Raw genomic sequence first — 25,282 nt, forward strand, 5'->3', positions numbered from 1 at the left:
CGGGTGGTGGTGTCGCGTGTTGTGTCTTCCCGCCCCCTCTCTTCCCCCCGTCTCCCCCCCCCCCCCCCCGCCCCCCCCCCCCCCTCGGGGTGGCGCGGGTACGGGATCAGTGGTGGCCGTGGCCGCTGGTGATCTCGTGGTGCTCCTCGGCGGTCGGCTTGGGGATCTGGCTTCCCTCGCCGTAGAAGCCGCGGGAGAGCTTGGCCCGGGTGCGGGTGAGAGCGCCGGCCTTGCTGGCCACACCGTTCTCGTCCGTCTGGGCCGGCAGCTCGACCGGCCGGTTCTGCTCGTGCGCGGTGAGCTTGAACAGGTCCTTCTGCGGGAGCTGGGCGTGCACCTCGACGAACTCGCCGTGCGGCAGGCGCTTGATGACGCCCGTCTCGCGGCCGTGCAGCACCTTCTCCTTGTCACGGCGCTGGAGGCCGAGGCACCAGCGCTTGGTGACGATGAAGGTGATCACCGGGACCGCGAAGAAGCCGACGCGGACGAAGTAGGTGATCGAGTTGATCGACAGGTGCAGGTGGGTGGCGAACAGGTCGTTGCCACCGCCGACCAGCAGCACCAGGTACAGGCTGATCCAGGCGGCACCCAGGGCGGTGCGGACCGGGGCGTTGCGCGGGCGGTCCAGGATGTGGTGCTCGCGCTTGTCGCCGGTGATCCAGCCCTCGATGAACGGGTAGACCGCGATCGAGACCAGGACCAGCGGGAAGATCATCAGCGGGATGAACACACCCAGGTTCAGGGTGTGGCCCCACAGGCCGATCTCCCAGCCCGGCATGACGCGGATCAGGCCCTCGGAGAAGCCCATGTACCAGTCGGGCTGGGCGTCCGTGGAGACCTGGTCCGGACGGTACGGGCCGTAGGCCCAGATCGGGTTGATCGTGGCGATCGCCGAGATGGCGGCGATCAGACCGAACACCAGGAAGAAGAAGCCACCGGCCTTGGCCATGTAGACCGGCATCAGCGGCATGCCGACGACGTTCTTCTCGGTCTTGCCCGGGCCCGCCCACTGGGTGTGCTTGTGGTAGAAGACCAGGATCAGGTGCGCCACCAGCAGGCCGAGCATGATGCCCGGGATCAGCAGCACGTGGATGGTGAAGAACCGCGGCACGATGTCGTGGCCGGGGAACTCGCCCCCGAACAGGAACATCTGGACGTAGGTGCCCACCAGCGGGACGGCGAGGATCGCGCCTTCCATGAAGCGGATACCGGTGCCCGACAGCAGGTCGTCCGGCAGCGAGTAGCCGAAGAAGCCGTCGAACATGCCCAGGATCAGCAGCAGGAAGCCGAAGACCCAGTTGATCTCACGCGGCTTGCGGAACGCGCCGGTGAAGAACACGCGCATCATGTGCACGAGCATCGCGGCCACGAAGACCAGCGCGGCCCAGTGGTGGATCTGGCGGATCAGCAGACCGCCGCGGACCTCGAAGCTGATGTCCACCGTCGAGGCGTAGGCCTCGGACATCCCGATGCCCTTGAGGGGCACGTACGAGCCGTTGTAGACGACCTCGGCCATCGACGGCTTGAAGAACAGCGTCAGGTAGACGCCGGTCAGGATGATGATGATGAACGTGTAGAGGCAGATCTCGCCCAGCATGAAGGACCAGTGGTCCGGGAAGATCTTCCGCAGGTTGGCCTTGGCGAGGGAGTAGATCCCCAGCCGGCCGTCCGTCCAGTCAGCTGCGGCTTCCCACTTGTTGGCGGGCTTGTCACGCGTGCTGGAGGGCTTGGCGGCACCGGTCGTGGTGCTGCTCGCGCTACTCATCGAGCACGCTCCCAGAAGCTCGGGCCGACGGGCTCCGCGAAGTCGCCGGTGGCGACCAGGTTGCCCTTCTCGTCAGTGGTGATCTTCAGCTGCGGCAGCGGGTGGCCGGCCGGGCCGAAGATGACGCGCGCGCCGTCCGCCAGGTCGAAGGTCGACTGGTGGCAGGGGCAGAGCGCGTGGTGGGTCTGCTGCTCGTACAGGCTGATCGGGCAGCCGACGTGGGTGCAGATCTTGGAGTAGGCGAGGATGCCCTCGAAGCCCAGGTCCTTGGACTTGTCGTCCTTGATGTCCTCCGGTGCGATGCGCACCAGCATCAGGGCGTCCTTGGCGATCTGCTGCTGGAAGTCCTCGTCGTGCGTGGAGAGGCCCTCCGGCATGGCGAAGGTCAGCGAGCCGACGGAGATGTCCTCGGGCTTCATCGGCAGCATGGTGTTCATGTTGATGAGAGCCAGCGGCTTGGCCTCCGTCGCCTCCTTCCAGCCGGTCTCCTGGAGCTTGTTCTCCGGGAGCGGGCCGAGGTCGCGGAGCAGGACCACGCCGGAGAGCGGGACCAGCGCCATCGAACCGATGAGGGTGTTGCGGATCATCTTGCGGCGGCCGAAGCCGGACTCGGCGGCGCCGGTCTTGAACTGCTCGATGACGTCCGCGCGGACCTCGTCGTCGGCCTCGATCGGGTGACGCTCGGCCGGCAGCTCGACGTCCGACATCAGGGTGCGGGCCCAGTGGACCGCGCCCGCGCCGATCATGAAGAGCGCGACGCCGAGGGTCAGGCCCAGCGCGAAGTTCAGCGCGCTGACGTGACCCAGCGGGAAGATGTAGACGATCTTGTCCGGGTCGATGGTCACGTACGAGGCGATGAAGCCGACGGTGGCGAGCATCGAGATCACGAACATCAGCGAGACCTGGCGCTCGGCGCGCTGGGCGGCCCGCTCGTCGATGTCGGTGCGGCGGGGCTCGTGGGCCGGCAGGCCCGGGTCGGCGAAGGGGTTGCCGTGCTCGGCGACCTCGCCGGCGGAGCCGTGCGACTCCGGGAGGTTCTCTTCTGACATGTCGTGGCTCATGACTTCTTGGCCTTGGTGGTGTGGGCGGCGACCCAGATCGCGACCGCGATGAGCGTGCCAAGACCGAAGATCCAGCCGAACAGGCCCTCGGTCACCGGACCGAGGCTGCCGAGCGTGAGACCACCGGGGTTGGGCTCTTCGCTGGTGGTGTGGCGGACGAAGGCCACGATCTGCTTCTTCTGCTCCTCGGGCATGGTGCCGTCCGGGAACGACGGCATGTTCTGCGGGCCGGTCTGCATGGCCTCGTAGATGTGCTTCGCGTCCACGCCCTCAAGCGACGGGGCGTACTTGCCCTTGGTCAGGGCACCGCCCTGGCCGGCGAAGTTGTGGCACTGGGCGCAGTTGGTGCGGAACAGCTCGCCACCCTTGGAGATGTCCTCCGGGTTGGTCGAGGTGTACTGCTCCTCCGTCGGGGTCACCGGGCCGGGACCGAGGGAGGCGACGAAGGCGGCGAGCTGGTCGATCTCGGCCTGCGTGTAGATGTTCTTCTTGCGGGGGACCTGGGCGCCGGGCTGCTGGGCCGGCATGCGGCCGGTGCCGACCTGGAAGTCGACAGCGGCGGAGCCGACGCCGACCAGGCTCGGACCGTCACTGCCGCCCTGGCCGTTCAGGCCGTGGCAGGAGGAGCAACCGACGGCGAAGAGCTTCTTGCCCTCATCGATCGCGAGCGACTGCGCGGCGACGTCGGCCTGCGCCTTGTCGGCGGGAGCGAACGCGGCGTACAGCCCCCCGGTTGCCGCCAGGGCGAGAAGTAGGACGACCAGCGCCGCCAATGGGTGGCGCCGTCGTGCGGAGAGCTTTTTCACGGAATAACCCCGGTGTCAGGATCTGGTCGACTGGTGGGTGCACCCGGCGGCCGGTCTGGCCGGCACGAGGCTGCCTGTCTAGGGCTGCGCGCGCGGTCGGTCGGTGGGAGCGTCGGCACCGGCAGAAGCGGCCCGTCGCCGGTGAGGGCGGGGGCCGCAGCCGGTGGCCAGCGACCTGATCAGCTGGTTACTTGATCAGGTAGATGGTCGCGAACAGGCCGATCCACACGACGTCGACGAAGTGCCAGTAGTACGACACGACGATCGCGGCGGTGGCCTGCTCGTGCGTGAAGCGCTTGGCTGCGTACGTCCGTCCCAGGACCAGCAGGAAGGCGATCAGACCACCCGTCACGTGCAGGCCGTGGAAGCCGGTGGTCAGGTAGAACACCGTGCCGTACGGGTCGGAGGACAGCGACAGGCCGTCCTTCTTGACCAGCTCGGTGTACTCGTAGACCTGGCCGCCGATGAAGACCGCGCCCATCATGAACGTGATGATGAACCACATGCGGAGCTTCTTCACGTCACCGCGTTCGGCGGCGAACACGCCGAGCTGGCAGGTGAGCGAGGAGAGCACCAGGACGGTGGTGTTGACCGAGGAGAACGCCACGTTGAGGGCGTGGGCCTTCTCGGTCCAGAACTCGGCCCCCTTGACGGAGCGGAGCGTGAAGTACATCGCGAAGAGGGCCGCGAAGAACATCAACTCGGAACTGAGCCAGACGATCGTTCCGACGCTGACCATGTTCGGCCGGTTGACCGATCCGTGCGCGTGCCCGGTTTCTACTGCTGTTGCTGTCGCCACGACGGACATTATGTCGGTCCCTTATTCCGTCTTCACGCCGGGGGGTGTCCCTCGGAGTGTCCGGTGCGTGCGGTATGCCCGCTTGGGGGCCGGCGGGGTGCCCGGATGGGGGCTGAGCAGCGGCGTGTCCCTTTTCTGACGGTTCCTCGGAGCGGCCTGCGACCCCGTTGCCCGGCGCGTCGCTGCACGGTCGGAGCAGCCGCGGGAGGTAGGGGGAGCGGCCCGGGTCGGCCGTACGGGTGGACCGGGCGGGTCAGGGTGACGCGCCGTCCTCCGGGCGGGTGAGCCCAGGGCGCGGCGGCTTGAGGAGGAACGTGCGCGAGGGGCACTCGGCGGAGGGTGATCGGGAGTAGCATCCGGATCAGGCGAACGTGGTCCGGATCACACTTGAGGGAGCAGGGCCCATGGCGTACACGACCGATGAGACGCTCACCGTTCTCGTCTACAGCGACGACCGCAACACCCGCGAGCAGGTGCTGACGGCGCTCGGCCGCCGGCCCGCCGAGGATCTTCCCGAGCTGTCCTACCTGGAGTGCGCGACCACCCCCGCGGTGCTCAAGGCACTGGAGAAGGGCGGCGTGGACCTCTGCGTGCTGGACGGCGAGGCCGTCCCGGCCGGCGGGCTGGGGCTCGGGCGGCAGTTGAAGGACGAGATCTACGGCTGCCCGCCGGTGCTGGTGCTGATCGGCCGGCCGCAGGACTCCTGGCTCGCCGCCTGGAGCCGCGCCGACGCCGCGATCTCCCACCCGGTGGACCCGGTGGCGCTGGCCGAGGCGGTCGCCACCCTGCTGCGGGCGCGGCTGGCGAAGCGGGCTCCGGCCGCTCGTTGAGCGGTCCCGTCTCAGTAGTAGAGAAGAGGGGGCCATCGGCGCCCCGCCGCTCGATAGGCTGGCTCCATCCGTACGGACGTCCCCCGGAGCGGGGGAACCGACAACAGCTGGAGTCAGCCATGGTGAACGTGAACCCTGCGAACGGCGGTAGCGACCCCGCGCAGGTGGTCCGCTCCTGGCCGGACCTCCTGTCGGCGCTGTTGAAGGGGGAGGACCTCGACCGCTCCTCCACCGCGTGGGCGATGGACCGGATCATGAGCGGCGAGGCGTCCCCCGCCCAGGTGGCCGGCTTCATGATCGCCCTGCGGGCCAAGGGCGAGACGGTCGACGAGGTCAGCGGTCTGGTGGACGCGATGTACGCGCACGCCGAGCCGCTGGACGTCCCCGGCCCCGCGGTGGACATCGTCGGCACCGGCGGCGACCGCGCGAAGACCGTCAACATCTCCACGATGTCGGCGATCGTCGCGGCGGCGGCCGGCGCCAGGGTGGTCAAGCACGGCAACCGGGCCGCCTCCTCGTCGACCGGGTCCTCGGACGTGCTGGAGAAGCTCGGCGTGGCGCTGGACCTCCCCGCCCGGCGGATCGCCGAGGTGGTCGAGGAGGTCGGCCTCACCTTCTGCTTCGCGGCGAAGTTCCACCCCTCGATGCGGCACGCCGCCACCGCCCGGCGCGACCTCGGGGTGCCGACCGCCTTCAACATCCTCGGCCCGCTGACCAACCCGGCCAAGGTCACCTCGCACGCGGTGGGCTGCTTCGACACCCGGCTCGCCGGGCTGATCGCCGGGGTGCTCGCCCGGCGCGGTTCGACCGCGCTGGTCTTCCGCGGCGACGACGGACTGGACGAGCTGACCATCACCACCACCTCGCGGGTGTGGGTGGTGCGCGACGGAGTGGTCACCGAGACCTCCTTCGACCCGCGCGAGGTCGGCATCGAGCTGGTCGGCATCGAGACGCTGCGCGGCGGGGACCCGGCGTTCAACGCCGAGGTCGCGCGCCGGCTGCTGGCGGGGGAGCGCGGGCCGGTGCGGGACGCCGTCCTGCTGAACACGGCGGCGGCGCTGGTCGCGCTCGACCTGGGCGACGCGCCGCTGGCGGAGCAGCTCGCGGCGGGCATGGCGCGGGCCGCGGAGGCCATCGACTCGGGTGCGGCGCAGGAACTGCTGCGGCGCTGGTCGGAGGCCACCAGCCGGAGCTGAAGCGGTGGTCGGGAGCCCGTGCCGGTGCGCCGGCGCGGGCTCCCGGCGTCCGCGGAGGAGGGAGGGCGCGTGCGCTGTCCGGATGGTGGATACCCGTTTGACCGCCCGCTGGACGCGACCCTAGAGTCGACGGCAGGTCATGAGTGACAGCGTCAAGCCCCAGCTTGCTGTCCGGCAACCCTCCGTCCGTGGCGGGGTGCCCTGGGTGAGGACCGGGTCGCCACGGCACACCGTCCGTGCGGCAAGCGCGGACGCCCGACGACTAGCACTCCCGGGGTCCCCATACCCCGAAGGAGTGCATCCTCATGTCCCTCGCCACCGAAACCTGCGCCCCCCTCGCCGTCCTCGGCGCCGACGTCCAGGTCCCGCTCGCCAGCGGTGAGAAGGTCGGCTACGCGGCGCTCGACTACGCGGCCAGCGCCCCGGCGCTCCAGCGGGTGTGGGACGACGTCGCCGCCTACGCGCCGTACTACGGCAGCGTGCACCGCGGGGCCGGCTACCTCTCGCAGCTGTCCACCGACCTCTTCGAGCAGAGCCGCCACACCGTCGCGGGGTTCCTCGACCTGCGCGAGGGCGACCAGGTGGTCTTCACCCGGGCCACCACCGACTCGCTCAACCTGCTGGCCTCCGCGGTTCCGGCCGGCACCCGGGTGTTCGCCTTCGAGACCGAGCACCACGCCTCGCTGCTGCCCTGGGCGCACGCCGGACTGGACGTCACCTACCTGCGCGCGCCGCGCTCGCGCGCCGGGGCGGTGGCCGCTCTGGACGCCGCCCTCGCCCAGGCGCCCGAAGGCCCGAAGCTGCTCTGCGTCACCGGCGCCTCCAACGTGACCGGCGAGCTGTGGCCGGTCGCCGAACTGACCCGGACCGCGCACCGGCACGGCGCCCGGGTGGTGCTGGACGCCGCCCAGCTGGCCCCGCACCACCGGGTCTCGGTGCGCGAGCTGGACGTCGACTGGATCGCCTTCTCCGGCCACAAGCTCTACGCGCCGTTCGGCGCCGGGGTGCTGGCCGGCCGGGCGGACTGGCTGGACGCGGCCGAGCCGTACCTGGCCGGCGGCGGCGCGACCCGGACGGTGGCCCGGGAGACGGACGGCTCGGTGGCCGTGGAGTGGCACACCGGCCCGGCCCGGCACGAGGCCGGTTCGCCGAACGTCATCGGCGCCTACGCGATCGCCTCGGCCTGCCGGGCACTGGGCGAGGCCGGCTTCGACGCGCTGGAGGCCCGCGAGCGGCAGCTGGTCGACCGGCTGACGGCCGGGCTGGCGGAGATCCCCGAGGTCAGGGTGCTGAACCTGTTCGGCGCCGGCTCGGCGCGGGTGGGCGTGCTGTCCTTCGTCGTCCGGGACTGGAACAGCTCGCACTTCTCGGCCGCGCTGTCCGCCGAGTACGGCATCGGCGTGCGCGACGGCCTGTTCTGCGCCCACCCGCTGGTGCGCACCCTGCTCGGGGACGAGGACGTCGCGCCCGGTCCGGTCTCCGAGTGCGGTGCGCCGGAGCCCTCGCTGCCGGGCGAGCGCAGCCTGAACGCGATCCGGGTCAGCTTCGGAGCCGGGACTCCGGACGAGCACGTCGACCGCTTCCTGACCGCCGTCCGCGAGCTGGTCACGGACGGCGCGGCGTGGAACTACCGCAACGAGGGCGGGCGTTGCGTCGCGACGGTGCAGGTCGACCGCGGCCGCCGCGAGGGCTGAGCCGGAGGCGCCGCTACTCGTCCAGGCCGAGGGCGAAGGCCGCTTCCAGGTCGTGCTGGGAGTAGGTGCGGAAGGCGATCTGGGTCTCGGTGTGGGCCACGCCCGGGACCTTGTTGAGCCGGCCCGGGATGACCTCGGCCAGGTCGTCGTGACGGCGCACCCGGACCATCGCGACCAGGTCGTACCCACCGGTCACCGAGTAGACCTCGCTGACGCCCTCGATGGAGGCGATGGCCTCGGCGATCTCCGGGATGCGGTCGACACTGGTCTTGATCAGGACGATGGCGGTGATCACTGTTCCGGCTCCTTTGTGGGGTGCCGCCAGCGTATCGGGCGTCAGCCGGGTCGTCTCGGGGGGTGGCGGACCACGGTGCAGGCGTAGAGGAACCCGGCCGAGAAGCCGATCACGTGGACCAGGTAGGCCACCCCCGGGCCCGCCGCGTGCACCGACCACCACTGCAGGGCGAACCAGAGGCCGAGCACCAGCCAGGCCGGGAAGCGCAGCGGCAGGAAGAACAGCAGCGGGACGAGGGTCGTCACCCGGGCGCGCGGGTGGAAGCGCAGGTAGGCGCCCAGGACGCCGGAGATCGCGCCGGAGGCGCCGATGAGGACCCGGGTGGAATCCGGCGAGTGCGCCTCGGCGAGCGCGAAGCCGTACGCGGCCAGGCTGCCGACGGCCAGGTAGAAGACGGCGTACCGGGCGCGGCCCAGCCGCCGTTCGACGGTGGGGCCGAAGACGTGGAGGAAGAGCAGGTTGCCGAGCAGGTGCAGCCAACCGGCGTGCAGGAAGAGGCCGGTGAGGGCGGACAGCGCCGGGTGCTTGCCCGGCGTCGGGGCGGCCGGGCAGCCGGGGACCGGGTCGGGGGCCTCGGCGAGCTGTTCGGTGGTCAGCGATCGTCCGGTCAGGAGTTCGGCCGGGACCGCGCCCCAGCGCTGCTCGTACCGCTGCTCCGCGCAGACCCGGGTCTGGCCGGTGCCGTACAGCGGATTCAGCCCGGCGGCCGGGCCGAGGAGGAAGACCAGGGTGTTGACCGCGATCAGGGCGTAGGTGACCGCCGGGGCGGCCGCCTCCGGCCGGTCTCCCCGCTCGGCGGTGTGGTCGGGGGCCGCGAGCGCCATGCGGCCAAGCATCCCTCCGGGCGCCGCTGGTGACACGGCGGTTTACGGCAGGTGGACTAGCCCCGCTATTCCGCTGACCGGTGGTCGCGATGGTTGCCCCAGGCAATAGGCTTGGCACGGGCATTCCCGCCTCCCGCCGCCGACGCCGGGGCTCCGGGGGGAGCGCCTAGCCCACGCAGGGACCACCCGAGAGGACCCCCGATGACCGTCCCCGCCCTGACCGCCGAGACGCGCTGGCGCTGCACCCTGTGCGGCAACCTCACCCGCTTCGACGTGACCCGCACCGCGCGGGTGACGGAGTTCCTGCACTTCGACCTGGCCGGCGACTCCGAGGTCGAGGAGACCGAGGTGCTGAGCGAGACCGTCGAGTCGGTGCGCTGCCGCTGGTGCAACGCCGTGGACCAGGTCGAGCTGGTGGCCCGTCCGGGTGCCGAGGGCGCGGAGGCCCCGACCGAGCAGGGCTGATCACCGCGGAGCGGCGGGCGGTGCGCGGCGCGCCCGTCCGCCGCACGGGACAATACAGACAAGACACACGGAGCGTGACGACAGGGGGCAGTCGCGGCCGTACCCAGCCGGAAACAGGATCGGAGCCGAGGACGTGGTGGACGCAGCGAAGGAGCCCGGCGAAGCGCAGGGGCTTCGGCCCGCTGCGCAGACGCCGGACGCCGGGACGGGAGCGGCGGAGAGCGCCGTGCCCGCAGCCGGTGAGCCAGGGGTCGGCGGGTCCGGGCACGGCGGTGCGGAGGGCTTCGCGGCGGAGGGCGCCTCGTCCGGTGCCTCCGACGCGGCCGGCTCCCCGACCCCCTCGGAACTCCCCGGGTTCTCCGGCCCCGCCGCGGAGCGCGCCGTCGAGAAGCTGGACCGGCCGCTGCCCGAGGGGGTGCGCCGTCGCGTGGTCGGGTTGGCCTCGGACGCGCTGGGCGGCCTGCCGCCGGGTGAGCTCCCGCAGAGCCTGCGTCAGTACGTGAAGTTCACCCCGGCGCGGCGGGCCAAGTACGCAGCCACGGCGCTGGCGGCCGCGCTGGAGGCGGAGCCGGCCTTCCGGGTGCGGATAGCGGAACGGCTGCGGTTGGGGCAGCCGGACCTGGTGCGGGCGCTGGAGTCGGGCAGCGTCCCGGGCGCCGCCGATCCGATGGACGTCGCGGCCGCCGCCTACCTGGTGCGTTCGGCGGGCTGGAGCCGGCTGGTCGCCGAGGTCGGCGAGGAGGCCGAGCGGGCCGGCGCCGAGGACGCGGCCGCCGAGGCGTCCCGGCTGGTGGAGAAGCTGCAGGCGGAGCTGGCCGAGGTGCGGGCCGCCGCGCGGGCGGACCTGGAGCGTCAGCGCGCGGAGTCCGAGGGCGTCCGGCGGGAGGCCGAGTCGCTGCGCAAGAAGGTGCGGTCGCTGGAGAGCGACACCCGTCGGGCGCAGGCGGAGACGCGCCGGGTGGCCGGGGAGCTGGAGGCCCTGAAGGCCCAGGGCGCGGCCGAGCGCAGCGCCGCCGAGACCGAGGCGCGGCGGCTCAGGCACCGGGTCTCCGAGCTGGAGACCGCCGCCGAGCAGGGCCGCCGGTCCGCCCGCGAGGGGCGCAGCGTCGAGGACATGAGGCTGCGGCTGCTGCTGGACACGATGTTGCAGTCGGCCCAGGGGCTGCAGCGGGAGCTGGCGCTGCCGGTCTCCCAGATCCGCCCGGCGGACCTGGTGGAGGCGGTGGTGCCGGGGGCGGCCTCGCCGCACGACGTGGCCCGGCGGGGGCTGGCCGAGGACGACCCGGCGCTGCTGGACCAGCTGTTGGCGATCCCGCAGGTGCACCTGGTGGTGGACGGCTACAACGTGACCAAGACCGGTTATCCGACGCTGCCGCTGGAGCAGCAGCGGATCCGGCTGCTGGGCGGGCTGGCGATGCTGGCGCAGCGCACGCAGGCGGAGGTCACCTGCGTGTTCGACGGGCAGGACCTGGACGTTCCGGTGATGATGGCGCCGCCGCGCGGAGTCCGGGTGCGGTTCAGCCGGACCGGGGAGACCGCGGACGAGCTGATCCGCCGCCTGGTGCGGGCGGAGCCGCAGGGCCGTCCGGTCGTGGTGGTGTCCGCCGACCGGGAGGTCGCGGAGGGCGTGCGGAAGGCGGGCGCGCGCCCGGTGGCGTCAGTGCTGCTGCTGAACCGGCTGGCCCGGCCCTGAACCGGGCCGGGCGGGATGACGCCTGCTCAGCGCCGGTTTCGCAGTGGTGTGCGGGTCCGGTGAAGTCGGTGTGGGAAACGGAGTTCACGCCTTCGGGGGAGTGGCAAAACCGGTAGATCCGCACTAGGGTCTGCCGTCAAACCTATTTTCCGGAATCTCATCCAATCGGGTGAGTCCGTTGGAAGAAGGAGCCGGTCCCTTGGCCTCCCACCGCCGTCCCAAGCAGCCGAGCCGCGCGCGGGTCTCCGTGCTCACCGCTGCCGCTGCGACCGCGGTCGCCCTCTCGGCCCAGGTGGCCGCCCACGCCGCGCCGCAGCCGAACAAGACGGACGTCAAGGCGCAGATCGACCAGCTCCAGGAGGAGCAGGAGCAGGCGGCGGAGAAGTTCAACGGCGCCAAGGAGCGGTCCGACCAGCTGCGCAAGCAGGCCGACCAGCTGCAGGACCAGGTGGCCCGCGGCCAGGAGCAGATGACCCAGCTGCAGGGCGGGCTGGCCGAGGTCGCGGGCGAGCAGTACCGCACCAACGGCATCGACCCCTCCGTCCAGTTGATGCTCTCCTCCGATCCGTCCGGCTACCTCCAGAAGGCCTCCACCGTCCAGCAGGCCAGCGCCAGCCAGGCCGAGGCGCTCAAGGGGCTGCTGGACCAGCAGCGCCGGCTGGACCAGGAGAAGTCCGAGGCCGCCGCCGTGCTGGCCTCCCTCGACACCACCACCAAGGACCTGAACCAGGCCAAGGCGGACGTCAACACCAAGCTGCAGGCCGCCCAGGACCTGCTGAACTCGCTCAGCGCCGCCGACCGCGCCGCGCTGAAGGCCCAGCAGGCGCAGGACGACCGGGCCTCGCGCGGCAGCGACCGGGTCGACCTGAGCAACCTGCCGCCGGCCAGCGGCTACGCGGCCGTGGCCGTGGCCAAGGCGATGAGCAAGCAGGGTTCCCCGTACGTCTGGGGCGCCACCGGGCCGAGCACCTTCGACTGCTCCGGGCTGATGCTCTGGGCGTACGGCCAGGCGGGCGTCTCGCTGCCGCGCACCTCGCAGGAGCAGGGCCACTACGGCACCGCGGTGCCCGGGCTGGCCGCGGCGCAGCCCGGCGACCTGGTCATCTACGGCGGCGACATGCACCACGTCGGGATGTACATCGGCAACGGCATGGTGGTCCACGCGCCGCACACCGGTGACGTGGTGAAGGTGATGAAGGCCGACGCGATGCCGATCAACACGATCCGCCGGGTCTGACGGCCCGACACGCCGGAGAGGTTCGACCGGCCCCTGTGATCCGCACCACCCCCGTCGGGGGTGGTGTTCAGGTTTTCGAGCGTTTTGCGACCAACGGGTGAGACCTGATCAGCCTTGCGTACGGCAATGGTCACCATCGGTCATTTTCACAAAGGAACTTGGGTAATCTTCCGTCTTTTTTCTGACAAGGATTTGAACCGATCACGGTTCAGTTACTAGGGTCATGCCCCAGAGCACCGCAGTGTCGATCACCCAGCCAGGGTGGCGGCGGTGGTCACCGTCGAGTTCGCGAGGCAGCGGGGCAGGTCGAAGCGACTGCCCGACAGGGGAGCCCAGCAAGCGGGGGCGCTGCGCAGCGGAGCCGGGGAACCACGTTCCTCCGGGGTGAATCGGCGCCAGGTCGGCCGGTGGAACGGCCGTGAGGCGTCGTAGGGCATGCTTCCGGCCCGAACCCGTCAGCTCACCCGGTAGGCGGACGTAGGAAGAAGGAGCCCGCCTTCGTGGCGTCCCATCGTCGTCCCAAGCCAGCAGGCCGCGCCCGTGTCTCGATCCTGACCGGTGTCGCCGCCGCAGCCGTCGCCCTCTCCGCGCAGTCCGGCGCGCACGCCGACCCGCAGCCGACCAAGGACCAGGTCAAGGAGCAGGTCGACCAGCTCAACGTGCAGGCCGAGGTGGCGACCGAGCAGTACAACGCCGCCCAGGAGAAGCAGCAGACGCTGGAGAAGCAGGTCTCCGGTCTCCAGGACCAGGTGGCCCGCCAGCAGGAGCAGGTGACCGACCTGCAGGGCGGCCTCGCCCAGATCGCCGGGGAGCAATACCGCAACGGCGGCATATCCCCGACCGTCCAGCTGATGTTCTCGTCCAGCCCGGACAACTTCCTCACCCAGGCCGGCACGCTGAACCAGGCCGGCGACACCCAGAAGAACCAGCTGAAGCAGCTCCAGGAGCAGCAGCGCAAGCTCGACCAGGACCGCGCCGAGGCCCAGGGCAAGCTCGCCGAGCTGGAGTCGACCACCCAGCAGCTGAAGGCCTCCAAGGACGAGGTCCAGAACAAGCTGAAGGCCGCCCAGGACCTGCTCAACACCCTGACCGAGCAGGAGCGCCAGGCGCTGCGTGCGGCCGAGGAGAAGGCCGCCGCCGACGCCAAGGCCCAGGCCGACGCCGCGAAGGCCCAGCAGCAGGCCGCCGACCGCGCCTCGCGCGACAACAGCCGCACCAACCTGTCGGCGCCCTCGTCCACGCCGGCCGGCGCGCTCCCGGCCCCCGGCAGCTCGCGCGGTGCCGCCGCGCTCTCCGCCGCGGCCTCCAAGGTCGGCAGCCCGTACGTGTGGGGCGCCACCGGCCCGAGTTCCTTCGACTGCTCCGGCCTGATGGTCTGGGCGTTCAACCAGGTCGGCGTCTCGCTGCCGCGCACCTCGCAGGAGCAGGCGCACGCCGGCACCCGGATCGGCACCGACCTGTCCCAGGCCCAGCCCGGCGACCTCCTGATCTTCTTCGGGGACGCCCACCACGTCGGCATCTACGCCGGCAACGGCCAGGTGCTGCACGCTCCCAAGCCGGGTGCGTCGGTCCGCTACGAGGCCGTCACCAACATGCCGCTGAGCAGCATCGTGCGGGTCTGATCCCCGCTCGGCGCCTCCGGGCCCGGTCTTCCACCACGGAAGGCCGGGCCTGCGGCTTTTCCGGCTGCTCGGGCTGATGTCCGATTAGGAGTCAAATATTCGGGTCCGGAGGGGTTTGGACTCGCTTGCCCGGACTCGCTAACGTCTGCCACCGGACTCCCGCTCGACGGCCGCCCGCAGTGGGGCGGCGGCGGGGCCGCGCCGCCGGATTGGAGCCGTTGCCGCCATGCCCGTGCACCGCCGTTCCCAACTGCTCGCCCGCGCGCTGGTGCTGACGGCGGCCGCCACCACCGCGCTCGGCGTCGCGACCGGAGGCAGCGCCCAGGCCGCCCCCGGCAGCCCGGACCCGACCGACCGCAAGGAGGTCAAGGCGCAGGTCGAGCAGCTCTACGAGGAGGCCGAGCAGGCGTCCGAGAAGTACAACGCGGCCCTGGAGGCCCAACGGCGCCTCCAGGGCGAGACCACGATCCTCCAGGGCGAGATCGCCGTCGCCCAGGACCAGCTCAACGAGCTGCGCGGCAGTCTGGCGACCGTGGCCGGGGCGCAGTACCGCGGCGGAGGGATGGCCCAGGCCGCCCAGCTGATGCTGTCCTCCGACCCGGAGGGGTACCTGGCCCGGGCCCGGACCATGGGCCAGGAGGCGCAGCGGCAGCAGGAGACGCTGCACGAGCTGGTCGCCCGCGAGCGCCGGCTCGACCAGCGGCGCGTCGAGGCGACCGGCAAGCTCGCCGAACTGGACGAGGCCCGCCGCTCGCTCGCCGACGGCAAGCAGCAGATCCAGCAGCGGCTCGCCGCGGCGCAGAAGCTGCTCAACGGCCTGGGCGCCGGCGAACGGGCCAGGATGACCGCCCAGGACGCCCGGGACGCCGAACAGCGCGCCACCCGCGGCACCGACCGGCTGGACCTCGGCTCCGCCCCGGCCGCCTCCGAGCGCGGGGCGGCCGCGCTGGCGGCCGCGGTGCGGATGGTCGGGGCTCCGTACGTCTACGGAGCCACCGGGCCCCGCGCGTTCGACTGCTCCGGTCTGATGTACTACAGCTGGCGGCAGGCAGGAGTGACCCTGCCGCGCACTTCGCAGGCCCAGGCGTACGCCGGCCGGCGGATCAACCTCTCCGAAGCGCGACCGGGAGACCTGGTGATCTTCTACCGGGACATGCACCACGTCGGCATGTACGCCGGCGGCGGCGTGATCGTGCACGCCCCCTACCCGGGCGCCAAGGTCCGCTACGAGAGCGTCAACGCCATGCCGGTCTCGGGGGTGGTCCGGCTCTGAGCGCCTCGACGTGCGGCCCCCACGGGCCGCATCCGATAGACCGGCCCCGTCGCGCGCTGTCGCGGCGGGGTGCGCTGCTGCTCGCGGCCGGCGGGCTGGCCCAGCTGTCGCTGCCGCCGGTCGCCCCGGCGGCGGCACCGGCCCGGCAGGCGGCCGATCGGCGCGCCGAGGTGGCCGCGGTGCTGGCGGAGCGGGCACGCTCGCTGCCGGCCCGTTCGGGGCTTCCGGTGGTCGGGGCGGCGTACCGCAACCTGGTGCTCGCCGCGGGCGGCGGGCCGGACCGGCTGACCGCCGCGGCCGACCTGGTGGTGCGGATCGCCGGGTACGACGACGACCCCGTGGTGTACCCGCGCCGGATCGCGCTGACCGGGGCCCAGGACGGCTGGCGGGTCGAGCGCGAGGAGAGTGCGAGCGGGCCGCCGGCGCTCTGGGACTTCGGCCCCGGACGGTCGGCGCCGGGCGCGCACTGTCTGGTGCTCGGGTCGGCCGACGGACCCGACCCGGCCGGACTGGTCGCGGTGGGGGACCGGGCGGTACCGGCCGTCGAGGAGGTCTGGGGCGGGGCGTGGGCCGGTCGGCTGCTGCTCGAACTGCCCGCCACCGAGGAGCAGTTCGCGCGACTGTTGGAGGTCGACCCGGCGGGCTGGGCGGGCATGGCGGCGGTCACCGTGGCCGCCCCTGGCGCGCCCCGGCACACCCCGGCGGACCGGGTGCTGGTCAACCCCGAGGCGTACGGGCGCCTCAGCGACTTCGGCCGGCAGGTGGTCATCACGCACGAGGCCACCCACGTCGCGACCAGGTCCGACACCCGGGCCTGGACGCCGCTGTGGCTCTCCGAGGGCGTCGCCGACTGGACCGCCTACCGCGACTCCGGCCGCAGCCCGCAGCAGATCGCCCCCGAGCTGGCCCGGGACGTCGCCGCCGGGCGGCTGCCCGCCGACCTGCCCGAGGACCGGGACTTCGCCGCCGGGGCCGCCGGCATCGCCCAGGCCTACGAGCAGTCCTGGCTGGCCTGCGAGCTGATCGCCCGCCGCTACGGGCCGCAGCGGCTGGTCGCCTTCTACCGGGCGGTCGGCGCGGCCGACGGGACGGACGAGGATCGCGAGCGCCGGACGGACCGGCTGCTGCGCGCCGAACTGGGCGTCGGCCTCGGTGAGTTCACCAGGCTCTGGCAGGCCGAGGTGGCGGCGCTGAAGGACTGAGGCCGACGGCCGGAACCGACGGCCGGAACCGACGACCGGAGTCCGGCCCTTCTGCTCGGGCCCGGTCCGGCGTGGTCCGGCGTGGCCGGTTCAGCGCCGCTGTTCGGCCGGCGCGCCCGGGTGGTCGATGCCGTCCAGCAGATCCTGCTCGTACGCGATGCCCGGGCGCACCGGGTAGCCCGCGGCCGGCAGCGCGGCCGGGTCCCGGTCCAGCACCACCGTCGGCGGCAGCGGTGCCTCGCCGCGGGTGGAGCGCCACAGCCGGACGCAGGAGAGCACGGCGGCGGCCACCAGCAGCAGGTTGCGCAGGGCCAGCACGGTGATCGCGAGCGGGTCGCTGGCCAGGACCTGGGTGAACATCGTCGGGAACTCGACCAGCGTCAGCGGGCAGGCGATCAGGATCAGCAGCGCCACCGGCCGCTGGCTGGTGCCGCGCACGGTCAGGCAGACCGCCGCGACGCCGACCAGCCAGACCAGGTACTGCGGGCTGATCACCCGGCTGGTCACCACGAAGATCAGCAGCGCGCACAGCGCCGCGTCGTACATGGTGGCCGCGTTGCGGCGCTTGGAGGTGAAGCGCCACAGCAGCAGCCAGAGGAAGCCCAGCACCGTGCCGGCCATCATCACCTTGCTGATCACGCCGACCCACGGCCCGAGCATCTCGGGGGAGCCGTAGTTCATGGTGACCCGGCCGTCCCAGCCCCCGGCGATCCGGGCCAGGTGCAGCGGCAGGGCGCCGACCGACTCCACCTCGATGCCGCGGTCCTTCTGGAAGGCCAGGAAGTCGAAGGCGCCGTTCATGCCGGCTGCCAGCAGGAAGCCGATCGAGACGGCGGTGGCCCCCGCCAGCGTCCAGGAACGGCGGGTGCGGCGGCCGGAGGGGGTGCCGATCAGGCCGAGCAGCGGCCAGACCTTGACGATGCCGCCCAGGCCCAGCAACAGCCCGCCGACCGCCGGGCGGCGGATCAGTGCCAGCAGGCCGGCCAGGGTGACCGCGGTGACGATGACGTCGAAGCGGTTGTAGATCATCGGGCCGAGCAGCGGGACCCCCGCCACCCACATCCAGGCGCCGGTCAGCGCCCGGCCCCGGCGCAGGCCGGTGCGGACCAGCAGGGCGGCCGCGGCGGCGTCGGCGACCCCGCAGATCACCCAGAACGAGACCAGGTACGACCAGGGCAGCAGGCCCGGCAGCAGGATCACCAGGGCGGCGCCCGGCGGGTACTGCCAGGTCACGTCGTCGAAGGGGAAGGTGCCGGTCTGCAGCACGCCGTACCAGGCGTGGTAGATCATCCACACGTCGGCGGTGACGTCGCCGCCGGGTGACTTCAGCACGCCGGTGATCAGCAGCACCAGCACGGTGCGGGTGGCCACCCAGGTCGCGCCGAGCGCGGCCAGCGCCCCGAGCGGGCGGCCGAGCCGGCCGCGCGACGAACCGGACTCGGTGGCCGGGGCCAATTCCACTGCGCTCCCTCGTTCGTCTCGGACGTCCTCACCGGAGGCGTCGTACTGACGGACGCCGGGGCCGTCGTGTCCGCGGCCCCGGGGCCGACCTCCGGACCCACGTACTAGGACTGACCCGGGGGTCAAACGGTTGCCGTGCGCGGTTCCGTTCCCGGCGGGTCATGGTGTTGACCTATCGTACGGATCACCCAGCGGTACACCGCGCACCCCCCGACCGAGCGAGCCGTGGCCTGATGCACAGAACCTTGATCGTCACCAATGACTTCCCGCCCCGCCCGGGGGGCATCCAGGCCTTCGTCCACAACATGGCCGTCCGTCAGCCCGCAGGGAGCATCGTGGTGTACGCCTCGACCTGGCGGGACGGCAGCGAGGTGAGGCGCTTCGACGCCGAGCAGCCGTTCCCGGTGATCCGGGACCGGACGAAGGTGATGGTTCCCACACCCCGGGTCACCCGGCGGGCCGCCGAGATCCTGCGCGCCGAGCAGTGCGACTCGGTCTGGTTCGGCGCCGCCGCCCCGCTCGGCCTGATGGCGCCCGCGCTGCGCCGGGCCGGCGCCGGGCGGCTGCTCGGCATGACGCACGGCCACGAGGCCGCCTGGGCCCAGCTGCCGGGCTCCCGGCAGCTGCTGCGCCGGATCGGCGCGGGCACCGACGTGCTGACCTACCTGGGCGAGTACACCCGCTCCCGGATCGCCGCCGCCGTCGGGCCGCGGGCCGCGGCCCGGATGGTGCAGCTGCCGCCGGGCGTGGACGAGTCGACCTTCCACCCGGGCTCCGGGGGCGCCGAGGTCCGCCGCCGGCTCGGGCTCGCGGACCGGCCGGTCGTGGTCTGCGTCTCCCGGCTGGTGCCGCGCAAGGGCCAGGACACCCTGATCGAGGCGATGCCGCAGATCCTGGCCGACGTGCCGGACGCGGTGCTGCTGATCGTCGGCGGCGGGCCGTACCGGGCGGACCTGGAGAAGCTCGCGGACGCCAAGGGCGTACGGGACTCGGTGCGGTTCACCGGTTCGGTGCCCTGGGAGGAGCTGCCCGCCCACTACGGGGCCGGGGACGTCTTCGCGATGCCCTGCCGGACCCGGCGCGGGGGCCTGGACGTCGAGGGCCTGGGCATCGTCTACCTGGAGGCCTCGGCGACCGGCCTGCCGGTGGTCGCGGGGGACTCCGGCGGCGCACCGGACGCGGTGCTGGAGGGCGAGACCGGGTACGTGGTGCCCGGTGGTTCGGCCGCGGCGTCGGCCGAGCGGATCGTGCGGCTGCTGCGCGACGAGGAGCTGCGGCGGCGGATGGGCGAGGCCGGGCGGCGGTGGGTGGAGCGCTCCTGGCGCTGGGACCTGCTGGCCGGGCGGCTGACCTCGCTGCTGGCGGCCTGAGGCCCCGAACGGCGCAGGGCCCCGCCTCCGGGAGGAGGCAGGGCCCTGCGGCTGCGGTGGTCACTTCTTGTAGAGGGCCTCGACCTCGGCCGCGAAGTCCTTCAGCACGAGGTTGCGCTTGAGCTTCAGCGAGGGCGTCAGGTGGCCGCTCTCCTCGGAGAACTCGGTGTCCAGCAGGCGGAACTTCTTGACCGCCTCGGCGTGCGAGACGGCCGCGTTGCCGTCGTCCACCGCGCCCTGCAGGGCGGCGAGCAGGTCCGGGTCCTCGGCGAGGTCGCCGACGGTGGCGCCGGCGGGCTTGCCGTTGAGCTCCTTCCACTTGGGGAAGAAGTCCGGGTCGACGGTGATCAGGCAGGCGATGAACGGCTTGCGGTCGCCGACCACCATGACCTCGCCGACCAGGGCGTGGGCCCGGATCCGGTCCTCGATCACGGCCGGGGCGACGTTCTTGCCACCGGCCGTGACGATGATCTCCTTCTTGCGGCCGGTGATGGTCAGGTAGCCCTCGGAGTCCAGCGAGCCGATGTCGCCGCTGGCCATCCAGCCGTCCCTGAGCGTGTCCGCGGTGGCCTGCGGGTTGTTCCAGTAGCCGGTGAAGACGTGCGGGCCCTTGAAGAAGACCTCGCCGTCCTCGGCGACCCGGACCGAGGCGCCGGGCACCGGCTGGCCGACCGTGCCGATCTTCGGCTTGTCCCACGGGTTGAAGGTGGTGGCCGCGCAGGTCTCCGTCAGGCCGTAGCCCTCCAGGACGGTGAAGCCGATGCCCCGGTAGAAGTGGCCCAGGCGCTCGCCGAGCGGGGCGCCGCCGGAGATGGCGTGGGTGGCGCGGCCGCCGAGCGCGGCGCGCAGCTTGCTGTAGACCAGCTTGTCGAAGACCGCGTGCTTGATCCGCAGGACCAGGCCGGCGCCGCCGGCGTCCAGCGCCCGGCTGTAGGCGATCGCGGTCTCGGCGGCCTTGTCGAAGATCTTGCCCTTGCCGTCGGCCTGGGCCTTGGCGCGGGCGGTGTTGTAGACCTTCTCGAAGACTCTCGGCACGCCCAGGATCAGGGTCGGCCGGAAGGCTGCCAGCTCGGCCGTGACGTCCTTGATGTCGGAGACGTGGCCGAGCTTGATCGGGGCCATCGCCGGGGCGATCTCGGCGATCCGGCCGAGCACGTGCGCCAGCGGCAGGAAGAGCAGGACGGAGCTCTCGCCGGTGCGGAACAGCGGGGCCAGCCGCTCGACGATGTTGCCGCACTCGGCGAGGAAGTTGCCGTGCGTCAGCTGACAGCCCTTCGGGCGGCCGGTGGTGCCCGAGGTGTAGACGATGGTCGCGATCGAGTCGGAGTCGGCGCTCCCGCGGTGCTCGGCGACGGTCTCGTCGGAGACCCCGTGGCCGGCCTCGGCCAGCGCGGCGACCGCGCCCTGCTCGATCTGCCAGGTGTGCTTCAGCTCCGGGAGACGGCCGCGGACCGTCTCGACCACCTCGCGGTGCTGGTCGGTCTCGGTGAGCACGGCGACCGCGCCGGAGTCGCCGAGGATCCACTCCACCTGCTCGGGGGAGGAGGTCTCGTACACCGGCACGGTGATGGCACCGGCCGACCAGATCGCGAAGTCCAGCAGCGTCCACTCGTACCGGGTCCGGGACATGATGCCCACGCGGTCCCCCGGGCGGATGCCGGTGGCGATCAGGCCCTTCGCTGCGGCGTGCACCTCGACCAGGAACTGGGCGGCGGTCAACTCCTGCCACTGGCCGTCCACCTTGCGGCTGAGGACCACGACGTCCGGGTGCCGCTCGGCGTTCTGGTGCACGAGGTCGGAGAGGTTACCGCCGCTCGGTACCTGGTAGAGGGCCGGAAGGCTGAAGTCGAGCAAGACTGCTCCTCGTTCGCGACGCTGCGGGACGGCAGGACGTTACTGCCCGGTAGGCAGCTTCGGCCAGGGGGGCGGCCCCGGTGTTCGAAGTGTCACACCCGGCCGGGTCCGACCAGGCCGTGACCAGGTCGTTCGAATGGCACCCTACGGCAGCCCCGCGGTGACCGGCCGGTAGCATGCCCCGCCGCCCGGCGCCCGCCGGGCCGCGGCCGCCCGCGGAGCACGCCCGTGCCGCCGACCGGATCGCCGGTCGCGATAGCCTGCTCCGGGCGGACCGGGCCGAGGGCGCCCCGGCCGGGCCGGCAGGCAGAGGGACGACGCGGAGGGCCATTCCATGGCGGAGCACACCAGGTCGAGCATCACCATCGACGCGACCCCGGCCACGGTCATGGCCGTGATCGCCGACTTCGCCGCCTACCCGGCCTGGACCGGTGAGGTCAAGGAGATCGAGGTCCTGGAGACCGGCGAGGAGGGACGCGCCGCCAAGGTCCGGCTGCTGCTCGACGCCGGCGCCATCCGCGACGAGCACGTCCTCGCCTACACCTGGGACGGCGACCGCGAGGTCGGCTGGACCCTCGTCCGCAGCCAGATGCTCCGCTCGCTGGACGGCTCGTACACCCTCGCGCCGCTGGCCGGCGGCCGCACCGAGGTGACCTACCAGCTCGCCGTGGACGTCAAGATCCCGATGCTCGGCATGATCAAGCGCAAGGCCGAGAAGGTCATCATCGACCGCGCCCTGGCCGGACTGAAGAAGCGCGTCGAGGACGCCGACGGCAAGCCGCGCTCCGAGGGCTGACACGGCGGAACGGGGGTCGACGGCATGACGGCGACACGCACCATCCTGGTCAGCGGTGACGCGGGCGCGCCCGCGGTGGCCGCCGCCACCGCCCTGCACGCCGCACGGCGCGGACACCGCACCTGGCTGCTGGCGGCCGACGACCCGCACCGGGCGCTCGACTCCGCCCTCGGCACCCGGCTGGAGCCCGAACCGCTCGGCTACGCCCCCGGCCTGACCGTCTCCCGAATCGACGAGCAGGCCGCCTTCCGCTACGCCGTCGGCGAGCTCACCGGCCGGCTCAAGCCCGCCCTCGACCTGCTCGGCGCCGAACAGCTCGACCCCGAGGAGCTCACCGCGCTCCCCGGCATCGCCCGGCTCGCCCTGCTGCGCGCCCTGCCCGCCGCCGACCAGGACGTCCTGGTCGTGCTCGCCCCGCCGCCCGCCGAGCTGATCGCCACCCTCGCCCTGCCCGAGCAACTGGCCCGCTACCTGGATCGGCTCGTCCCCGAGCAGCGGCAGGCCGCCCGGGCGCTGCGCCCGCTGCTGGCCGGGCTGGCCGGCGTCCCGATGCCCGCCGACTGGCTGTACGAGGGGCGCGGCAAGGCCGCCGCGGCGCTCGCCGAGTCCGGCGCCGCGATCGCCGACCCCGGCACCAGCGTCCGCCTGGTCGTCCCCGCCGACGGCCACCCGTACGGGGAACTGCGCCGGATCCGGGCCGGGCTCGCGCTCCACGGACACCGACCGGACGCCGTGGTCGTGCACGGCGCGCTGCCCGAGGCCGCCGCCGCCTCGCCCGACCCCTGGCTGGCCGCGCTGGCCCGCCGACGGCAGGAGGAACTGGCCGCCCTCGCCGCCGGGACCGACGCCCCGGTCCTGGTCACCGGCCTCGCCGACGCCAGCCTGGAGGCCGTCGCCGACCGCCTCTACGGGGACGGCCCCGGCCCCGAACGGCTCGCCCCGGTGCCCTGGACGGTCGAGGACCGGCTCGCCGAGGACGGCCTGCTGGTCTGGCACCTCGACCTGCCCGGCGCCGACCGGGCGGAGCTGGACCTGGTCCGCCGGGGCGACGACCTGGTGGTCGGCCTCGGCGCCCACCGCCGGGTGCTCACCCTGCCGTCCGCGCTGCGCCGCTGCACGGTGGCCGGGGCCGGGCTGCTGGACGGGGTGCTCACCGTGCGGTTCGCTCCTGATCCTGCGCTCTGGCCGCAGGGCTGACCGGCCGCCCGGCACGGATCCGAGGCCCCGTGCGGGCCTGCGGCAGGGCCTCGGACGGGCCCGCACCGGGCCCCGGGCAGGCGCCGTTCGGCCTTTCCGGGGGGTACGGCCGGTCGGGTAGCGTCGGGCCGGAGGGCCGCGGGGTGCGGCCACGGCCGAGGAGGCGCCCGCGATGACCAGCACCGACGACCGCACCGAGCCCGTCGACGACCGCACCGAGTCCGTCGGGGGCCGCACCGGGGCCGCCGACGGGCGGGCCGGGCAGGCCGACGGCGAGGAGGGGACTCGGGCCGACGGGCAGGCTCACCCGTTCGGGCCGGAGCTGGGCCCGCTGGTGGACGAGGTGCGCCGGTTCGCCACGGCCCTCGGCGAGAAGGCGCAGGAGACCAGCGCCACCACCCTGATCACCCTCTCCGGCCTGGCCGACCGCCTGCGCACCCAGCAGCCGGAGATCTACACCCACCTCGCCGCCGCCGGCTCCGGGATCGCCGCCGCGGGCGCCGAGCTGCTGGCCGCCTACCGCGCCGCCGTGGCCGGGCACGAGAGCCGCTGGACCGCCGGGCAGGGCGCGGCCACCGAGAAGATCGACCTCGACGGGCCTGACGAGCCGTCCGCCAAGCAGTGAAACCGTAACTTTCGGAGGGTGACCGCGTTGCTCCCGTACGTCACGAAGAAGGAGATTAGATACGACTTTTGAAGCGTCACCGCGCGGTTGCCCCAAAATTGTCTTCGAATAATGTATGCGAGGCTGTGTACGGGGGCCGGGTTGGGCGGTACCGTTCCGTCCAGCGGGAACGAGTGAATAGCTGAGGGACACATGGCTCTGACCATCGGCGTCGATGTCGGCGGGACCAAGATCGCGGCAGGTGTGGTCGACGAGACGGGCGAGATCCTGGCCCGGACCAGGGTGCCCACCCCGGCCGACCCTCAGTGGGCGGTCGATGCCATCGCGCAGGCCGTGCGCGAGCTCAAGGAGGAGCACCCCGGCGTCACCGCGGTCGGGGTCGGCGCTCCCGGCTTCGTCGACAGCAACCGCTCCACGGTGATCTTCGCGCCCAACATCGACTGGGAGAACGAGCCGCTGCGCGGCCGGATCGAAGAGCTCACCGGCCTGTCTGCGGTGATCGAGAACGACGCCAACTCCGCCGCCTGGGCCGAGTTCCGCTTCGGCGCGGCCGCCGAACACCAGGACATGGTGCTGATCACGGTCGGCACCGGCATCGGCGGCGGCATCGTCATGGACGGCCGGCTGCACCGCGGCCGGTTCGGCGTGGCCGGCGAGATCGGCCACCTCAACATGGTCCCGGACGGCCTGCAGTGCGGCTGCGGCGGCAAGGGCTGCTGGGAGCAGTACGGCTCCGGGCGGGCGCTGCGCCGCTACGGCCGGGAGAAGGCGGCGGCCGACCCGGTGCGCGGCCGGCGGATGCTGGAGCTCAACGACGGCGTCGCCGAGACCATCCGCGGCATCCACATCACCGAGGCCGCCGAGGCCGGCGACCCGCTCGCCCTGGAGTGCTACTCGGAGCTGGCCGACTGGCTGGGCCGAGGCATGGCCGACCTCGCCGCGCTGTTCGACCCGGCCGTCTTCGTGCTCGGCGGCGGCGTCTCCGACTCCGGCCGCCTGCTGCTCGACCCGGTCGCCAAGGCCTTCGAGCACTACCTGACCGGCGGTGTGCACCGCCCGCGCGCCGAGGTCGTACTGGCCTCGATGGGCTCCGCCGCCGGCATCGTCGGTGCGGCGGACCTGGCCCGCACCCCCGCGTAGGACGCACACCCCTCTTCCCAGCCCGCCGGCGGCGGTGCGACCGGGCCCCGACCGCTCCCGGACGCGCCGCCGCCGTC

The 25,282-nt window shown here is 72.7% G+C and carries 22 protein-coding genes and 2 riboswitches; of the genes, 14 read left to right on the forward strand and 8 right to left on the reverse strand.

The features are described 5' to 3' along the window. Positions 1 to 106: 106 nt before the first annotated feature. The 4 genes from ACFV0O_RS07820 to ACFV0O_RS07835 all read right to left on the reverse strand — a co-directional run bounded on the left by ACFV0O_RS07820 (position 107) and on the right by ACFV0O_RS07835 (position 4,440). The gene (locus tag ACFV0O_RS07820) at positions 107 to 1,765 is read right to left on the reverse strand and encodes a cytochrome bc complex cytochrome b subunit (protein ID WP_380337861.1); all 1,659 of its coding nucleotides are present in this window, start codon (positions 1,763 to 1,765) and stop codon (positions 107 to 109) included. Next, positions 1,762 to 2,814, reverse strand: coding sequence for a Rieske 2Fe-2S domain-containing protein (locus tag ACFV0O_RS07825; protein WP_380337864.1), 1,053 nt, complete (start codon positions 2,812 to 2,814; stop codon positions 1,762 to 1,764). Before ACFV0O_RS07825 ends, ACFV0O_RS07820 begins: the two co-directional genes overlap by 4 nt. An 8-nt stretch (positions 2,815 to 2,822) precedes the next feature. After that, on the reverse strand, positions 2,823 to 3,632 hold the full coding sequence (locus tag ACFV0O_RS07830; RefSeq protein WP_380337867.1) for a c-type cytochrome: 810 nt from the start codon (positions 3,630 to 3,632) through the stop codon (positions 2,823 to 2,825). Positions 3,633 to 3,819: 187 nt separating this feature from the next. Beyond that, positions 3,820 to 4,440 carry a heme-copper oxidase subunit III gene (locus tag ACFV0O_RS07835; protein ID WP_360262136.1) on the reverse strand — a complete coding sequence of 207 codons (621 nt, stop codon included), beginning with the start codon at positions 4,438 to 4,440 and terminating at the stop codon, positions 3,820 to 3,822. A 395-nt stretch (positions 4,441 to 4,835) separates the two neighbouring features. On the opposite strand from ACFV0O_RS07835, the gene ACFV0O_RS07840 reads away from it, so the two are divergent. From ACFV0O_RS07840 to ACFV0O_RS07850, 3 genes are all read left to right on the forward strand, one after another. Next, on the forward strand, positions 4,836 to 5,261 hold the full coding sequence (locus ACFV0O_RS07840) for a hypothetical protein (RefSeq protein ID WP_350522543.1): 426 nt from the start codon (positions 4,836 to 4,838) through the stop codon (positions 5,259 to 5,261). Between the two features lie 119 nt (positions 5,262 to 5,380). After that, positions 5,381 to 6,457, forward strand: coding sequence for an anthranilate phosphoribosyltransferase (gene trpD / locus ACFV0O_RS07845; protein ID WP_360262137.1), 1,077 nt, complete (start codon positions 5,381 to 5,383; stop codon positions 6,455 to 6,457). A 135-nt stretch (positions 6,458 to 6,592) separates the two neighbouring features. After that, positions 6,593 to 6,711: riboswitch (SAM riboswitch) on the forward strand. Positions 6,712 to 6,762: 51 nt separating this feature from the next. Beyond that, a complete protein-coding gene (locus ACFV0O_RS07850) occupies positions 6,763 to 8,151 on the forward strand; it encodes an aminotransferase class V-fold PLP-dependent enzyme (protein ID WP_380337871.1) in 1,389 nt (462 codons plus the stop codon). A 13-nt stretch (positions 8,152 to 8,164) separates the two neighbouring features. On the opposite strand, the gene ACFV0O_RS07855 is transcribed toward ACFV0O_RS07850, so the two are convergent. Further along, positions 8,165 to 8,446 (reverse strand): Lrp/AsnC family transcriptional regulator, encoded by a 282-nt coding sequence (locus ACFV0O_RS07855; protein ID WP_189915153.1) that lies wholly within the window; start codon positions 8,444 to 8,446, stop codon positions 8,165 to 8,167. 41 nt (positions 8,447 to 8,487) lie between these two features. Then, entirely contained in the window at positions 8,488 to 9,270 is a 783-nt protein-coding gene (locus ACFV0O_RS07860; RefSeq protein WP_360262139.1) for a rhomboid family intramembrane serine protease, read from the reverse strand. A 201-nt stretch (positions 9,271 to 9,471) separates the two neighbouring features. On the opposite strand from ACFV0O_RS07860, the gene ACFV0O_RS07865 reads away from it, so the two are divergent. From ACFV0O_RS07865 to ACFV0O_RS07890, 6 genes are all read left to right on the forward strand, one after another. Beyond that, on the forward strand, positions 9,472 to 9,735 hold the full coding sequence (locus tag ACFV0O_RS07865; RefSeq protein WP_380337876.1) for a hypothetical protein: 264 nt from the start codon (positions 9,472 to 9,474) through the stop codon (positions 9,733 to 9,735). A 391-nt stretch (positions 9,736 to 10,126) separates the two neighbouring features. Beyond that, positions 10,127 to 11,428: an NYN domain-containing protein gene (locus tag ACFV0O_RS07870; protein ID WP_380338276.1), complete on the forward strand. Its 1,302-nt coding sequence runs from the start codon at positions 10,127 to 10,129 to the stop codon at positions 11,426 to 11,428. 199 nt (positions 11,429 to 11,627) lie between these two features. Beyond that, the gene (locus tag ACFV0O_RS07875; RefSeq protein ID WP_360262141.1) at positions 11,628 to 12,665 is read left to right on the forward strand and encodes an NlpC/P60 family protein; all 1,038 of its coding nucleotides are present in this window, start codon (positions 11,628 to 11,630) and stop codon (positions 12,663 to 12,665) included. A gap of 336 nt (positions 12,666 to 13,001) precedes the next feature. Continuing rightward, positions 13,002 to 13,155: riboswitch (cyclic di-AMP (ydaO/yuaA leader) on the forward strand. 10 nt (positions 13,156 to 13,165) lie between these two features. Continuing rightward, complete coding sequence (locus tag ACFV0O_RS07880; protein ID WP_380337879.1) at positions 13,166 to 14,287, forward strand: NlpC/P60 family protein; 1,122 nt, start codon at positions 13,166 to 13,168, stop codon at positions 14,285 to 14,287. A gap of 226 nt (positions 14,288 to 14,513) precedes the next feature. Beyond that, on the forward strand, positions 14,514 to 15,560 hold the full coding sequence (locus ACFV0O_RS07885) for an NlpC/P60 family protein (RefSeq protein ID WP_380337882.1): 1,047 nt from the start codon (positions 14,514 to 14,516) through the stop codon (positions 15,558 to 15,560). Between the two features lie 179 nt (positions 15,561 to 15,739). Next, on the forward strand, positions 15,740 to 16,762 hold the full coding sequence (locus ACFV0O_RS07890) for a hypothetical protein (RefSeq protein ID WP_380337885.1): 1,023 nt from the start codon (positions 15,740 to 15,742) through the stop codon (positions 16,760 to 16,762). Between the two features lie 90 nt (positions 16,763 to 16,852). Here ACFV0O_RS07890 and ACFV0O_RS07895 read toward each other — a convergent pair whose 3' ends face one another. Further along, a complete protein-coding gene (locus ACFV0O_RS07895) occupies positions 16,853 to 18,223 on the reverse strand; it encodes a glycosyltransferase 87 family protein (protein ID WP_380337887.1) in 1,371 nt (456 codons plus the stop codon). Positions 18,224 to 18,456: 233 nt separating this feature from the next. Here ACFV0O_RS07895 and ACFV0O_RS07900 point away from each other — a divergent pair, with 233 nt between their 5' ends. Beyond that, positions 18,457 to 19,593: a glycosyltransferase family 4 protein gene (locus tag ACFV0O_RS07900; protein ID WP_380337889.1), complete on the forward strand. Its 1,137-nt coding sequence runs from the start codon at positions 18,457 to 18,459 to the stop codon at positions 19,591 to 19,593. A 60-nt stretch (positions 19,594 to 19,653) separates the two neighbouring features. Here ACFV0O_RS07900 and ACFV0O_RS07905 read toward each other — a convergent pair whose 3' ends face one another. Next, positions 19,654 to 21,447: an AMP-dependent synthetase/ligase gene (locus ACFV0O_RS07905; RefSeq protein ID WP_380337891.1), complete on the reverse strand. Its 1,794-nt coding sequence runs from the start codon at positions 21,445 to 21,447 to the stop codon at positions 19,654 to 19,656. 334 nt (positions 21,448 to 21,781) lie between these two features. Between ACFV0O_RS07905 and ACFV0O_RS07910 the strand changes: the two genes are divergently transcribed. From ACFV0O_RS07910 to ACFV0O_RS07925, 4 genes are all read left to right on the forward strand, one after another. Next, on the forward strand, positions 21,782 to 22,243 hold the full coding sequence (locus tag ACFV0O_RS07910) for an SRPBCC family protein (protein ID WP_380337894.1): 462 nt from the start codon (positions 21,782 to 21,784) through the stop codon (positions 22,241 to 22,243). 24 nt (positions 22,244 to 22,267) lie between these two features. Further along, positions 22,268 to 23,440, forward strand: coding sequence for an ArsA family ATPase (locus tag ACFV0O_RS07915; RefSeq protein WP_380337897.1), 1,173 nt, complete (start codon positions 22,268 to 22,270; stop codon positions 23,438 to 23,440). A 172-nt stretch (positions 23,441 to 23,612) separates the two neighbouring features. Next, on the forward strand, positions 23,613 to 24,065 hold the full coding sequence (locus ACFV0O_RS07920) for a DUF5304 family protein (protein ID WP_380337899.1): 453 nt from the start codon (positions 23,613 to 23,615) through the stop codon (positions 24,063 to 24,065). A 192-nt stretch (positions 24,066 to 24,257) separates the two neighbouring features. Continuing rightward, positions 24,258 to 25,205, forward strand: coding sequence for an ROK family glucokinase (locus ACFV0O_RS07925; protein ID WP_360262151.1), 948 nt, complete (start codon positions 24,258 to 24,260; stop codon positions 25,203 to 25,205). Positions 25,206 to 25,282: the final 77 nt, after the last annotated feature.

The sequence above is a fragment of the Kitasatospora sp. NPDC059577 genome, from assembly GCF_042735475.1.
In the GTDB taxonomy this organism is placed as follows: domain Bacteria; phylum Actinomycetota; class Actinomycetes; order Streptomycetales; family Streptomycetaceae; genus Kitasatospora.